The organism is Mesorhizobium sp. G2-6-1, assembly GCF_055809095.1.
The window spans coordinates 1019241-1033142 of the sequence record NZ_CM147896.1 but is presented as its reverse complement, the minus strand read 5'-3'; the positions used below and the strand labels follow the sequence as shown (position 1 = coordinate 1033142).

Annotated in this window: 8 protein-coding genes and 2 pseudogenes; 6 read left to right on the top strand and 4 right to left on the bottom strand. The window is 58.0% G+C overall.

Going from position 1 to position 13902, the window contains the following annotated elements; translation table 11 throughout:
* Nucleotides 1–439: 439 nt before the first annotated feature.
* Nucleotides 440–773, bottom strand: a pseudogene (locus AC0L7S_RS04890) (SOS response-associated peptidase family protein); the annotation flags it as partial.
* A gap of 65 nt (nucleotides 774–838) precedes the next feature.
* On the opposite strand from AC0L7S_RS04890, the gene AC0L7S_RS04885 reads away from it, so the two are divergent.
* Nucleotides 839–2395, top strand: coding sequence for an ISL3 family transposase (locus tag AC0L7S_RS04885; protein WP_473472025.1), 1557 nt, complete (start codon nucleotides 839–841; stop codon nucleotides 2393–2395).
* 120 nt (nucleotides 2396–2515) lie between these two features.
* On the opposite strand, the gene AC0L7S_RS04880 is transcribed toward AC0L7S_RS04885, so the two are convergent.
* Entirely contained in the window at nucleotides 2516–4585 is a 2070-nt protein-coding gene (locus AC0L7S_RS04880; protein ID WP_473473330.1) for an ATP-dependent helicase, read from the bottom strand.
* A 183-nt stretch (nucleotides 4586–4768) separates the two neighbouring features.
* On the opposite strand from AC0L7S_RS04880, the gene AC0L7S_RS04875 reads away from it, so the two are divergent.
* From AC0L7S_RS04875 to AC0L7S_RS04865, 3 genes and pseudogenes are all read left to right on the top strand, one after another.
* Nucleotides 4769–5530 (top strand): ImuA family protein, encoded by a 762-nt coding sequence (locus AC0L7S_RS04875; protein WP_473473329.1) that lies wholly within the window; start codon nucleotides 4769–4771, stop codon nucleotides 5528–5530.
* Nucleotides 5445–6967: pseudogene (locus AC0L7S_RS04870) on the top strand (Y-family DNA polymerase). Before AC0L7S_RS04875 ends, AC0L7S_RS04870 begins: the two are co-directional and overlap by 86 nt.
* Nucleotides 6964–10224, top strand: a complete 3261-nt coding sequence (locus tag AC0L7S_RS04865; RefSeq protein WP_473473328.1) for an error-prone DNA polymerase — start codon at nucleotides 6964–6966, stop codon at nucleotides 10222–10224. The pseudogene AC0L7S_RS04870 and the gene AC0L7S_RS04865 overlap by 4 nt, the downstream one beginning before the upstream one ends.
* 645 nt (nucleotides 10225–10869) lie before the next feature.
* On the opposite strand, the gene AC0L7S_RS04860 is transcribed toward AC0L7S_RS04865, so the two are convergent.
* Complete coding sequence (locus AC0L7S_RS04860) at nucleotides 10870–11028, bottom strand: hypothetical protein (RefSeq protein WP_473473327.1); 159 nt, start codon at nucleotides 11026–11028, stop codon at nucleotides 10870–10872.
* Nucleotides 11029–11101: 73 nt separating this feature from the next.
* Between AC0L7S_RS04860 and AC0L7S_RS04855 the strand changes: the two genes are divergently transcribed.
* Together AC0L7S_RS04855 and AC0L7S_RS04850 are read left to right on the top strand one after the other, a co-directional pair.
* Complete coding sequence (locus AC0L7S_RS04855) at nucleotides 11102–12343, top strand: aconitase X (protein ID WP_473473326.1); 1242 nt, start codon at nucleotides 11102–11104, stop codon at nucleotides 12341–12343.
* Nucleotides 12343–12756 (top strand): aconitase X swivel domain-containing protein, encoded by a 414-nt coding sequence (locus tag AC0L7S_RS04850; RefSeq protein WP_473473325.1) that lies wholly within the window; start codon nucleotides 12343–12345, stop codon nucleotides 12754–12756. Before AC0L7S_RS04855 ends, AC0L7S_RS04850 begins: the two co-directional genes overlap by 1 nt.
* Nucleotides 12757–12940: 184 nt before the next feature.
* Here AC0L7S_RS04850 and AC0L7S_RS04845 read toward each other — a convergent pair whose 3' ends face one another.
* A complete protein-coding gene (locus AC0L7S_RS04845; protein ID WP_473473324.1) occupies nucleotides 12941–13876 on the bottom strand; it encodes a LysR substrate-binding domain-containing protein in 936 nt (311 codons plus the stop codon).
* Nucleotides 13877–13902 lie beyond the last annotated feature (26 nt).

Genomic DNA, 13902 nt, shown 5'->3' with positions numbered 1-13902 from the left:
TTATAATGCGTACGGTCAGATCGTTTGGGCATGTCGGGAAATCGCAACAGGGCAGTTTACCTATGCTAACAATTGCTATGGAAAAACGCGGACCGATTGGCGATGGCCTAGTAAATCGCGCTTCTGAGCGAATGAGCTACTCGATTAGGTCACCGACTCATATGTTCTCAACCAGATACGGATTGAAGCGAGTTGGACGGATGCGAGGAAGCTGTCGTAGTGCGTGGTCCCGGCACGGAAGTGTTTGAGTGTAAAATGCGCCGAACTTGAACCATTCGCGCAAAGTATTCTATCATGCTGATTTTACACCACAATTTGGCGTTTTCACATGGGCGTAATTTGCTTGGGCCGTGACCCTGTGCCTACACGCTCAAAGCGTTACGGAATCAGTGGGTTGATGTTCCCAAACCTAGGGATCCGGTTCGGTGAAATTTCACAGATCGACCTCTTCCGGCGTCGTCAGGATCGTCGGCATTGCTTTTTCATGAAAAGGCTTGACGATCTCCTTGGGTGTCGCCGTCAAGAAGCCGAAAAGCTCATATTCCTGCTCGCCGTCACGTACTTTTCGCACGCCCTTCCAGGGCGTAAAAAACCCGGCAAAAAGACATCAAGGGGCGATCCTCGTTCTGGGCGAACCAGGCATTGGGAACGCGGCCACCCTCGGCCTTGCTGGCAGGGTCTGGTTCGGCGAATGACGTGAATGGCACAACACAATGGCTCGTCGGTCCAAGCCAGCGCCGCCAGTGCGGTGATCCTACATTGCGGTTATTGGTGGCTCTGACTCACATTTGCTGCTGTTGCGGGCGACGCTTTTGCTGATTCACCGGAGGATCAGTTTATGCAACATCGATTTCAGCGCACGAGCCTCGCGCCGTCCGGCTTTGTAGTAGATGAAGTGAGGTTTGTCGCAGACAGCGTTCAAATTCAGCTACGATCGCGCCACCTCTCAGGAGCGTGTCCGGGCTGTGGACGGCCAAGCCGGAGAGTTCAAAGTAGATATGTGCGCCGGCCCGCTGACCTGCCCCTCAGCGGCCGGCGAGTAGAGTTGGTGATTGTGGCGCGTCGGTTTTGGTGCGATGCCGTTCTGTGCGGCCGGCGTATCTTCTGCGAACGGTTCGATAACGGCGTATTGGCTCGCTATGGCCGCCGTACTCAGCGGCTTGAGACGATCGTCCACCACCTCGGTTTGGCGCTCGGCGGCAGACCGGCCGCGGCATTTGCCAATCGCCTCATGATGCCGGTGAGCAACGACACACTGCTGCGGGTGGTTCGTCGCCGTATTGCTGATCAAAACGATGAGCTCACCGTCATAGGCATTGATGATTTTGCCTTCAGGCGCGGCCAAACCTATGGAACGATCGTTTGCGATCTGCAACGGCGAAGGCCTGTCACCCTGTTGCCGGATCGTGCGTTGGATACTTCTCGGATATGGCTTTCCGAGCATCAGTCGATATCGATTGTCGCTCGCGATCGAGGCGGCGGCTATGGTAAGGCCATCGCAAAGGCGTTGCCCGATGCTGAGCAGGTTGCCGACCGCTGGCACCTGATGGAAAATTCCAGCCGAGCGTTTCTCGATGCCGTCGGCAAGTCGATGCGACAGATCAGGCAGGCGGTCGGCAGCAACATCGTTGATCCCAAGCTTCTGACTTACGCGGAAAAGCTGCAGTACGAGGGATATCTGCGCCGCCAGGAGACGAATGAAGCGATCCGGGAACTGTCGAAGAATGGAACGTCAATTCGCCAGATTGTTCGGCAAACCGGCCATAGCCGCAAGATTGTCCGCGACGTGTTAAGGGGCCAGCGCCTTGATGTCTTCAGAACACGGCCTAGTTCACTGGATAGCTGGCTGCCGTGGCTCAACGACCGCTGGGACGAAGGCGTGCGGAACGCCTTGGCGCTCTGGCGGGAGATGAAAGCAAAGGGCTTTCCGGGACAGAGCGGGGTCGTCTCGCAATGGGCTCAGCGGCGACGCCTTGCGGAGAAGGCCAACCAGAGTGGGCTTGCGCGAACGCCATCAGCGCGGGTGATCGCCCGGCTGATGACAACCGCACGCGATGACTTGGCGAAACCTGAGGCGATCCTGGTGGCGGCGATCGAAGTGCACGTTCCGGAACTGGTAGCCGCCCGCACTGCCATTGGCGACTTCCAATCCATGATCCGCTCGAAGACAGCTCGAAAGCTCGATGGATGGCTTGTAGCAGCTAAGAACAGCCTTGTGGGATCGTTTGCCAGCGGTGTCGAAAAAGACATTGCCGCCGTCCGCAATGCCATCATCTCTCCTTGGTCGAACGGGCAAACTGAAGGTCAGATAACGCGACTGAAACTCATCAAAAGACAGATGTACGGGCGTGCAAAACTCGATCTCCTCCAGGCGCGATTGATCGGCGCAATGTAATATCTGAAGATCAGCAAATGTGCGTCAGAGCCTATTGGTGACCCCGCGATCGGCCTTGCCTGTGACGAAAGCCGGAGGCGTCGGCATGCCCAAGTGGCGCTGATAATCTCGCGTTTGCCGTCAGCGCCACATCCCGCGCATGCGCGCCCCGACGTCGAGACGCATATGCCGCGGTACGGCATTGCTGGTTTGTCCCGGTGCCACTACCGGAAAAGCCCTGCTTTCAAAAAACTGCAGCAACATAGCGGGAATGAACCGTGTTCGCGCGGCATAGACATGCCGGTCGCCGGTTGAAGACTGCCCATGGGTGAAAAAACGCTGCGGAACGACAAGGTTCAGACTGTCCTTTGCGCGCGTCATAGCCACGTAAAGTAGCCGCCTTTCTTCCTCGATCTCGTCGGTCGTGCCAACGCCGAGATCGGAGGGGATGCAGCCGTCGACCGTGTTGAGGACGAAGACCGAGCGCCATTCCTGCCCCTTGGCGGAGTGGATGGTGGAGAGAATTAGATAGTCCTCATCGAGGAGCGGAACACCCGCTTGGCCGGAGGTGGCATCCGGCGGATCGAGTGTTATCTCGGTGAGGAAGCGTTCCCGCGACGGATAGCCGGCGGCAATGTCTTCGAGCTGCAGAAGGTCGGCGCGGCGCATCTCGAAATCCTGGTGTATCCGCTCCAGATGCGGTTCATACCATGCCCGGATCCGGCCGATTTCAGCGGGCCAACCCATTTTAGTAGTTCGAAGTTCTGTGATCAACGATACGAGACCTGGCCAGTCCGCCGATGCACGAGGCGGGGCGGAGAGGGCGGCCAGTGTCTCGACAGGATCGGCAGTTTCCGCAATCGCATCGAGGGTCGTTTGCGCCGAGGCTGGCCCGACACCGGGCAAGAGCTGCATCAGCCGAAATCCGGCCACTCGGTCGCGCATGTTCTGCGAGAAACGCAGGACCGCCAGCATGTCCTTCACATGCGCGGAATCGAGAAACTTCAGGCCACCGAACTTTACGAACGGAATATTGCGCCGGGTTAGCTCCACTTCCAGCGGGCCGCTGTGGTGGCTCGCCCGGAACAAGACGGCCTGGTCTTTCAACCTCATTCCGCCTTCCCGATTTTCGAGGACCTCGTCCGCGACAAAGCGTGCCTGGTCGCCTTCATCGCGGACTGTCACCAGTCTCGGTTTCTCGTTAGAGGTGCGGTCCGTCCATAGATCCTTGGTGTAGCGCTCACTGGCGAGTCCGATTACGCCATTCGCTGCAGCCAGAATAGGCTGCGTTGATCGGTAATTGCGATCGAGCGTGATTACGTCGGCCTTCGGCGAGAATTCATTCGGGAAGTCGAGGATGTTGCGAACAGTGGCGGCGCGGAACGAGTAAACCGCCTGTGCATCGTCGCCGACGACAGTCAAACCGCGACCGCCGAGTTTGAGCGCCATCAGGATCGAGGACTGCAACCGGTTTGTATCCTGATATTCATCGACCAGAACATGGTCCCAGCGTCCGCCGATCTCGTCAGCAAGCACAGCATCGCCCATTGTTTGCGCCCAGTACAAAAGCAGATCGTCATAGTCGAGGACGTTCTGGATCTGCTTGGCTTCGACATAGGCAGCAAACAGTTCTTGGAGTTCCTTTTGCCATGACACTACCCAAGGGAAATTTGCCCTGAGAATATCCTCAAGTGGAGCCTCAGCATTGACGGTGCGTGAATAGATCGAAACGCAGGTACCCTTGGCGGGAAATCGGGTTTCCGTCTTCGAGAACCCGAGATCGTGCCGGGCAAGATTCATCAGATCGGCCGAGTCCTCGCGGTCATGGATCGTGAACTGTGGATCGAGGCCGAGCTCGATTGCGTATTCTCGCAACAGGCGCGCGCCGATCCCGTGAAACGTGCCCGACCAAGCAAGGCCATCGACCATGATTCCAGCCTTGTCACCCAAGGCGTGCGCACAAATTCGCTCGACCCGTTTCCCCATTTCGGCAGCCGCGCGCCGTGAAAACGTCATCAGCAGGATGCGACGCGGATCGGCTCCGGAAATGACGAGCTGGGCGACACGATGTGCAAGCGTATTTGTTTTGCCCGACCCCGCGCCTGCGATAATCAGCAAGGGACCGCCGACTGCGCCGTCGGATAGGCCTATGCCATGCACGACTGCGGCGCGCTGATTGTCGTTCAATTTTTCCAGATGTGATGCGTTCATCCCGTTCCACCTCAACCCCTTGGAATCAACGGTGCACGTCCCACGGCACCGGCGTTTTCTGCCGGTCCAGGTAGCCAAAGCCCACCAAAGAGTCCGATTGACTCAAAACCGGAAAGAGAACAAATAAAGAACATATCGGAGAAATTTGTCCTTGCAAAGCCCTGAAGGAGACGTTTTCGCGCCATGGCAAGCCATTTGGTCAGTCCCGTTGTTGCCGAACTTCGAGAGCGTATCGTACATCTCGAAGGTCCGGAGGGACGTGCGCGCTCGGTTCTGCCCTTCGGACTGACTGACATCGACCGAAGGCTTCCGGGAGGAGGGTTGGGGTTGGGCTGTCTGCATGAGGTGGCGGGCGGTGGCAATGGCGCCGTGGACGGGGCCGCGGCCGCGCTGTTCGTGGCCGGGATTGCGGCACGCACGAAAGGCAAGGTGCTTTGGATCGTCACCCGACCCGATCTTTTCGCGCCAGCGATCGCTCAGGCTGGACTTGCTCCCGACCGGGTCATCCATGTCGAGGCCGGTGACGAACAGGCGCTTCTGGCTTGTTTCGAGGAAGGATTGCGTCATGGCGGGCTCGGTACTGTTGTCGCGGAAACCGCCAGGCTGTCGATGACTGCCTCACGGCGTCTGCAATTGGCGGCGGAGAGTTCCAACACCATTGGCCTGGCGCTTCGCCGATGGCGCCGACAGACGGAGGCAGGTGATTTCGGACAGCCTACCGCCAGCGTCACCCGTTGGCGGGTTTCCATGCTGCCCTCGATACCTTTGCCGGTTCCAGGGCTTGGCCGGGCTCGCTGGCTGGTCGAACTCATCCGATGCCGTGCCGGAGAAAGTGCGGATTTTGAAGTGGAGGCTTGCGATGACAAGGGTCTTATCGCTCTACTTTCCGAGGTGGCCGACAGATCTCCTCAGAAGGAAATCGGGCGACGCATCACCTCCGGCTGATGCGCCGCTCGTCATGGTGGGGAGAACTGGCCGCCGCCGTCTGATCACCGCGCTTGATGTCAATGCCGAAAGGCTCGGCGTTCGGATCGGTATGGCCGCAACCAAGGCGCAGGCTCTGATTCCCGGTCTGGTGATCGCCGATTCCGATCCCACCACCGAAACCGAGGGTTTGACGAAGCTGGCGCTATGGGCGCTGCAGCGGATTTCCCCGTGGTGATGGCCGATCCGCCGGACGGGTTGGTGATCGATACAACAGGTGCGGATCATTTGCATGGTGGGGAAGCGGCCTTGCTGGCGGACATGATCAAGCGCTTTGCCGCCTCGGGCCTAGAAGCGTGGGCGGCGGTCGCCGACACGTGGGGCGCAGCGCATGCGGCGGCGCGGTTTCTGGCCCGGCCGGCGGTCATCATTCCGCCCGGTGAGGGCGAAGCGACGCTTGAAGCCTTGCCGATTCAGGCCCTCCGGCTCGATGCGGAAACCGTATCCGGTTTGCACATTCTCGGTTTCGAGGTGATCGGTGAGCTACTGGCCCAGCCGCGTGCGCCAATTGCTCTGCGTTTCGGCCCAGAAATCGCCCGCCGGCTGGACCAGGTGTTTGGCCGGATCGCCGAGCCTGTCGACCCAGTACGCTCGCCCGAGCTGGTCGAAGTCCGCCGCGCTTTCGCCGAACCGATCGGTGCGTCAGAATCCATCGCCCGCAATATCGCCAAGCTCGCGGACGCGCTGTGCGTCGAACTCCAAAAACAAGGCCTTGGCGCGCGGCGGCTGGATCTGCTGTTTCACAGGGTAGATAATAGTATGCAGTATATCCGGATCGGCACCGGTCAGCCGCTGCGTGATCCCAGGCAGCTAGTGCGGCTGTTCCGCGACAGACAAGAAATCGTCGATCCGGGTTTTGGCATCGAGATCATGGTGATGGTCGCCATCCGGACCGAACCGCTGAGCGAGCGGCTGACAATATCGTCACTGGTCGAAGAGCTGGAACCGGATGTGGCCGACCTGATCGATGTACTGGCCAACCGCGTCGGCGAAAGCAAGCTGTGCCGCTTCACGCCTGTTCAAAGCGATGTGCCCGAGCGCTCGGTGGCACGTGTGCCACCTTTGGCGCCGGACACCGGCCTGACTTGGGATGGTGACTGGCCGCGGCCGTCACGGCTTCTGCCAAGACCCGAACCGGTCGAGACCATGGCGCTTCTTCCTGACCATCCGCCGGTCTGGTTCACCTGGCGCGGCGTGCGCCGACGTGTGCGCCGTGCTGACGGTCCGGAGCGGGTCCGAGGCGAATGGTGGAAACGGGATGCGGAGCGGACGGCGGTCCGGGACTATTTCCGTGTCGAGGACGAGTTCGGCGAGCGCTATTGGCTCTTCCGCTCCGGCGACGGCGAACACGAAGACAGCGGTTCGCAATGCTGGTTCCTGCACGGGATCTTCGGATGACGGGGCCGCGCTATGCCGAATTGCAGGTGACCTCGCATTTCTCGTTTTTGCGAGGCGCCAGCAGTTGCGACGAGCTGTTCGCGAGAGCCGCCGAACTCGGGATCGAGGCGCTCGGTGTCGTTGACCGCAATTCGCTGGCCGGAGTCGTGCGCGCGCTCGTATCTTCGAGGCAGTCCGGAGTCCGGCTGGTCGTTGCCTGTCGCCTCGACCTTGCCGACGGCCTGCCGGTCTTGGTCTACCCCACCGACCGGGCCGCCTATGCCCGGCTTTGCCGTTTGCTGTCACTCGGCAAGAAACGAGCGGGCAAAGGCAAATGCCGTTTGGAATGGGCCGATCTGGTTGCCTACGGGGAGGGGCTGATTGCCATACTCGTGCCTGATCGGCCGGATGAAATATGCAGTCTTCATCTCCGGCGTCTACGCGAGGAGTTTGGCGACCGCTCATATCTGGCGCTGACACTGCGCCGGCGGCCCAACGATCAGCTCCGCCTCTGGCAATTATCGAACCTGGCCGCTGTCGCACATGTTTCGACCGTCGTCACCAACGATGTGCTCTTTCATGAGGGGAGCCGGCAGATGATGCAGGATGTCGTCACCGCCATCCGGCATAATGTGACTATCGATGAGCTCGGCCATCGCCGAGAGCGGTTCGCAGACCGCTATCTGAAGTCACCCGAAGAAATGCACCGTCTGTTCGACAGGTATCCGGAAGCTCTTGCTCGGACGTTCGAGATATCCGACCGCTGCAGTTTTTCGCTGGAGGAGCTAGCCTATCAATATCCGGAGGAAAAGCTCTATCCTGATCTCACGCCGCAACAGGCGCTCGAAAAGCTGACCTGGGATGGTGCGGTCGAGCGCTATCCTGAAGGGTTGCCCGACAAGGTGCGGGCCAACCTCAATCATGAGCTGGCGCTAATCAAGAAGCTCGAATATGCGCCCTATTTTTTGACCGTGAATGCCATCGTGCGCTTCGCCCGCTCGAAGGACATTCTCTGCCAGGGTAGAGGATCTGCCGCCAACAGCGCGGTCTGCTACGTCCTCGGCATCACATCGGTCGATCCTGATCGTAATGATCTCCTCTTCGAGCGCTTCGTTTCCGAAGAACGATGCGAACCGCCGGACATCGATGTCGATTTCGAGCATGAACGGCGCGAGGAGGTCATCCAATGGGTCTATCAAACCTATGGCCGCGAACGCGCCGCTCTTTGCTCCACAGTCATTCGTTACCGCGCCAAGGGAGCGTTGCGCGATGTCGGCAAGGCGCTCGGTTTGACCGAAGACTTCACCAAGACGCTTTCATCGCAGGTGTGGGGGTGGTCGGAAGGCGTCGAGCAGAAACATGCCGAAGTCCTCAACCTTAATATGGGCGACCGGCGGCTGCGGCTGACCCTGGAACTCGCCCATCAGCTTGTTGGCACGCCACGTCATCTTTCCCAACATCCGGGCGGATTCGTTCTCACCCGTGACCGGCTGGACGAGCTGGTCCCCATTGAACCAGCCGCCATGGAAGACCGGCAGGTTATCGAGTGGGACAAGGACGATATTGATGTACTCAAATTTATGAAGGTCGATGTGCTGGCGCTTGGTATGCTCTCCTGCATGCGCCGCGCCTTTGATCTTCTGGCCGCGCACAAGGACATCCGCCTCGATCTCGCGACCATCCCGGCCGAGGATCCGCGCACCTATGCTATGATCCGCAAGGCCGACACGCTCGGCACGTTTCAGATCGAAAGCCGGGCCCAGATGGCGATGCTGCCGCGCATCAAGCCACGGACTTTTTATGATCTCGTCATCGAAGTCGCCATCGTCCGGCCCGGTCCGATCCAGGGCGATATGGTGCATCCCTATCTGCGCCGGCGGGAAGGCAAAGAGGAAGTGATCTTTCCAAAACCCGAGTTGGAGGCCGTTCTCGGCAAGACTTTGGGTGTGCCGCTGTTTCAGGAGCAGGCGATGCGTGTCGCTATCGAATGTGCGGGCTTCACGGCTGGAGAGGCCGACCAGCTCCGCCGTGCCATGGCCACCTTTAAACATACTGGAGGTGTCTCGAAATTCGGCAAGAAGTTGATCCAGGGCATGGTCGCCAACGGATATAACCGCGACTTTGCCGTGCGTACTTTCAAGCAGCTCGAAGGTTTTGGATCTTATGGCTTTCCTGAAAGCCACGCCGCGTCGTTCGCGCTGATCGCCTATGCCTCTTCCTGGATGAAATGCTGGCACCCGGATGCGTTTTGCTGCGGGCTTTTGAACGCCCAGCCGATGGGCTTTTACGCGCCGGCGCAGCTCGTCCGTGATGCCCGTGATCATGGCGTCGAGGTCCGTCCCGTCTGTATCAATGACAGCCGTTGGGATTGCACGCTGGAGCCGATCGAGGGCGACGACGGCCGCTTTGCCGTTCGTCTGGGACTGCGTTTGGTGAAGGGTCTCGGCAACGCCGAAGCGGCGCGTCTGGTCTCTTGCCGCGAAGAGCAATCGTTTCTCTCGGTCGACGATCTCTGGCGCCGGGCCGGTATACCGGCCGCCGCCCTGGTCGAACTCGCCGAAGCCGATGCCTTCAGGCCGTCAATTGGTCTTGCCCGGCGCGAGGCGCTCTGGGCGATCAAGGCGCTGCGCGACGAACCGCTGCCGCTCTTTGCCGCCGCGGCCAATCGCGAGGCGGGTACCGTTCCCGAGCAGGCTGAGCCCGAAGTCTCGCTCCGGGCAATGGAATCCGGTCGGGAAGTGGTCGAGGATTATGGCCATGTTGGTCTGAGCCTCCGCCGGCACCCTGTTTCCTTTCTCCGGCAGGACCTTGCCCGCCGGCGGTTTTGGACTTGTGCCGAAGCAAGCACCTTGCGCGACGGCTGCTGGGTCAATATCGCCGGCCTCGTCCTGGTGCGCCAGCGGCCCGGATCGGCCAAGGGCGTCATGTTCATCACGCTCGAGGATGAGACATCTGTCGCCAATCTCGTTGTCTGGTCCAGAGTGTTCGAGAAATACCGGCGCACAGTGCTCGGTTCGGGCATGCTTGGCGTTAAAGGCCGAATCCAGCGGGAAGGTGAGGTGGTGCATATCGTTGCCCGGGAGCTGATCGATCTGTCTGCCGAGCTTGCCAGTGTCGGAACCCGGGACGAGGCATTTCCGGTCCCGCATGGGCGTGGTGACGAGTTTCATCATGGTTCGCCTTCATATGATCCGCGCGGCCTTCCAAAACCGCGGGTCATGTTCTATCATCACAGTCATATAGAGGAAATTAGGGTGAAGACGCGAGATTTCCGTTAGAGGGCCCGGGTCCTCATCTCGGCGACTTCACCTCGAGATCAGCTCGTCTGTGAAATTGCACCCAAATTGGACCACTATCGGATAGTTTGTATCGTGCTGATTTTACGGCACAAAATTGCATTTCCCTTTGAGCGGAAATTGCGCGGGTCGTAACCCTATGTTAGCATCTGAAAGCGCAACGAAAATAATCAGTTGATGTTGCGCAGTACAGGGGTACGGTTCGGCGAATTTTCACAATCTGCCAAAACAGGCGTCCTGGCTTGCCGCCTTCGGGGCCGAGTTGTTTGCCTTTCCGGGCTCGCGGCATGACGATCAGATCGCTTCCGTCTCTCAAGCTCTCGACAAGGGTGCTAGCGGCTATACTCTGGACAATATTTACTGAGGATGATCCGATTCACTTGGCTGCAATGTTTTGATGTATCTGCGTCTTGGCGTAGCACGAGATATCTTGCGTTAAAGCGCGTCGCGTCTAAAGGGATTCATGCAGAGTGCTTTAAGCCCTTGTTTTGTGCATGTCGTTGTCCCAAAACCGATGCACACTTTGGGGCGACATGCATTAGGGTCAGGACCCATTAATCTGGTTGGACTGGTATGAGCAAATTTGTTCGGATACGAGGAGAAAGCCCGCAGGAAACCACCCGGTTTTCAAGGGCTTGCGACGCTGTAGGCGGGCAAATTGGCCATATCCTTGCTGACGGCGAAACGGCTGCGACCTGCGTCGTCGAACCGCTCGACCGGGGGTGGACCCCGCTCTTCGCGCTTCTCCTTGCTCCTCATTGCCGTTTCAGCCGCCATTTCAATCACATTAATGAGTCCTGACCCTAGTCCTGATTGTCTACAATCCGAAACGCGACCACGGCTAAATAGGAGATCGGATTTGAAGCTGAACGACGAGGAAAAAGCCATGCTCGCCGGAGAAATGGGCTTGGCAAGACAATGGGCAATGGATCACCAGGTTAAAGTCGGGCGTATGTTCGATGCGCAAGATTTGGTGCCAGTCAGCCAAGCCCACATGATGGGTGATCCCGAGTCAGTAGGGCTGGCCGGCGTAGAGTTCGTCGAGCGGTTCTCGGCGTTGCCCGAGGCACAACGTCAGGTAAGGGTGCCGACGATCACGGACCCGCGTGGCGTCGATCTCACCTATTACGATCCGCTTGGTCAAACCGAGGAAATGGCTGACCTGGAACGCCGCTTTGTGGCCGCCTGTCGCAAGCTGGGGATCATGATGACCGATACCTGTATCAACTACCAGACAATTATGCCGCCAGTGATGGGCGATCACGTGGCCTATGGTGATACCGGCGTCGTGATCTATTCGAACAGTGTTTGTGGTGCCAGATCGAACTTTGAAGGCGGGCCATCAGCCCTTGCGGCGGGGTTGACCGGGCGAACACCGCGCTACGGGCTGCATCTCGACAAACATCGCCGGGCAACGCGCAGATATCGTGTGTGCGAACAACCGAATGGTCTGACAGACTGGGGCGTGCTCGGTGCCGTAATCGGGCGCAAGGCAGGTTCCTATTGGGAAATCCCCGTTGTCGAGGGCATTGAAAAGGCCCCGACCTCGGATCAACTCAAGCATATGGGTGCGGCCATGGCCAGCTATGGCTCGACGCCACTATTCCATATTGTTGGCATCACACCGGAATGTGGAACGCTAGCCGATGTCAACGCCGCGAACCTTCCCGTCGTTGAAATCGGCCAGGCTGACCTCGATCTCCTGCGCCAGCCCTACGGCGGGATCGGCGAAAAGGTCGATGTCGTCGTCTTTGCCGCACCGCAGCTCTCGCTGGTGGAAATGCAGCAGGTCGCCATACTCTGCCAGGGCAAAGCCATCAGCAAGGATACGGCTCTCATCGTTTGCACCGCGCCAAGCGTATATATCGACGCGCAGCGAATGGGCTACAATGAAACCATCGAAAGTTTTGGCGGCAAAGTGCTGCAAGGCACCTGCTTTTATCAACAATACGCCCGTGAGATAGGCGAGGCGAACGGCTGGAAGCGTTTGCTCTCCAACTCCGCCAAGATCGTGAATATTCTGGGTGGCTACGGCTATCAGCCGGCGTTGGCCTCCATGGAAAGATGCATCGCTTCTGCAATCGCCGGAGAGATTGTCTGATGTCCATCCAGTTGAGATGCCATGTCGGGATTGGCGAAAAGGTCGAGGGAGAAGCACTGGTTGCTGACGACAACTTCTCCGCGCGCTACGATTTAAACCGGATCACGGGGGTCTTTTCCCGACCGCAGCACAAGCTTTACGGCGAAACCTATAGTGGCAGGATATTGGTGCTCAACACCGCAAAAGGTGGTGTCGCTTCGGCCTGGATGTTGCATGAAATGGCATCTCGCAACCTCGTGCCCAAGGCGATTATCTTCAATGCTGCAAACACGATCCTGGCGCAGGGTGCCGCCTTCGCCAACTTGACCATGGTCGACAGATTCGAGGATGGCGACGTCACCGGGCTGATTCAGACTGGAGATAGCCTTGTCGTAGATCCCGTCATGGGCATTGTTACTATAACCAATCGCTAGTGTTCCACAGTGTGAACCCAGAAGATAGCCATGCTCTCCAAGCGGCTATAGAAATTGGCTTTCGCCTCTCGTAAAATGAATTCGGGTTCAATATCCTTGAATGCAGTTACTGGATCAGCTCCAATCAAACAAAACTGGGTGTATCGAGAGAGGAATGAGGTGGTGCCGGTTTTTGAGACATGTGCTAAGATGATTGGCGCTGATCCTGGACAGGTGTAGCCAGATCAAACTTCATCTGGTCAATCAACCATGTCTTAACGTTCTTCGCCGCCGCGCTTAGAGCATGGATGGGATCATAGATCACATAATAGCATCGTCCTGTCGTCAACCGATGAGCTGAAGCGGGCACAAGTTGCCCTGAACGAAGTTTATCTGCTACTACAAGATTCCATCCCATTGCTATACCTTGGCCATCCGCTGCCGCTTGTATAGCCAGAGAATAGTCGCTGAAGGTGAGAGATCGAAAACCTGCGAAGGAGCCAATCTCCGCCTGATCAAAGTACTCCTTCCACGAAAATCTGGGTTGATCGAGATGAATCAAAGTATGATTCGTTCCTGAATTTTGCAGGCCCCCGTTGTCGATTTGGTAACGTTGGCTACATACAGCCAGTATTTTTTCGAAAGCAATGAAAGCGCCACTTCCATCAATTGGAGACTCGGCCACCAAGCGAACCCCCAAATCCGCTCCGTTAAGTGATCCGGTCGCCTCGCTGTCAGCGAGTTGGAATTGAAGGTCTATCCGTGGGAAAGATCTGTAAAAATCCGCCAACCTAGGTAGAAACCAATGGGTCGCGATTGCCGTGGAGATCGAGACAGTAACCCTGTTTCGGGCGCTTTCATGCCTTGTGATCTCATCGATCTTGGCATCAATGTTGTTGAAAGCGACAGATACTGTTTCATGGAGCTTCTCCCCGGATATTGTCGGAATCACCCCTAACGGAGTGCGAGACAAAAGCTTCACACCTAGGTGCATTTCCAATTTCCCCACAAGACGGCTTACTGCGGGTTGGGTGACATTCAGCTCTTTCGCCGCGTTCGAGAAGCTGCCCGTTCTGGCCACAGCTTCGAATGCCAATAGGCATTTTAGGGATGGAACGCTTTTATTGAGTGTGCTGGCCATTCCAACCTGCTGCTGCATAGACTTGA

Bases quoted from the DNA above. Each gene is read 5' to 3' on its own strand.
- AC0L7S_RS04885 (WP_473472025.1), top strand. From the start codon at position 839: ATGCAACATCGATTTCAGCGCACGAGCCTCGCGCCGTCCGGCTTTGTA.
- AC0L7S_RS04880 (WP_473473330.1), bottom strand. From the start codon at position 4,585: ATGAACGCATCACATCTGGAAAAATTGAACGACAATCAGCGCGCCGCA.
- AC0L7S_RS04875 (WP_473473329.1), top strand. From the start codon at position 4,769: ATGGCAAGCCATTTGGTCAGTCCCGTTGTTGCCGAACTTCGAGAGCGT.
- AC0L7S_RS04865 (WP_473473328.1), top strand. From the start codon at position 6,964: ATGACGGGGCCGCGCTATGCCGAATTGCAGGTGACCTCGCATTTCTCG.
- AC0L7S_RS04850 (WP_473473325.1), top strand. From the start codon at position 12,343: ATGTCCATCCAGTTGAGATGCCATGTCGGGATTGGCGAAAAGGTCGAG.
- AC0L7S_RS04845 (WP_473473324.1), bottom strand. From the start codon at position 13,876: ATGGCCAGCACACTCAATAAAAGCGTTCCATCCCTAAAATGCCTATTG.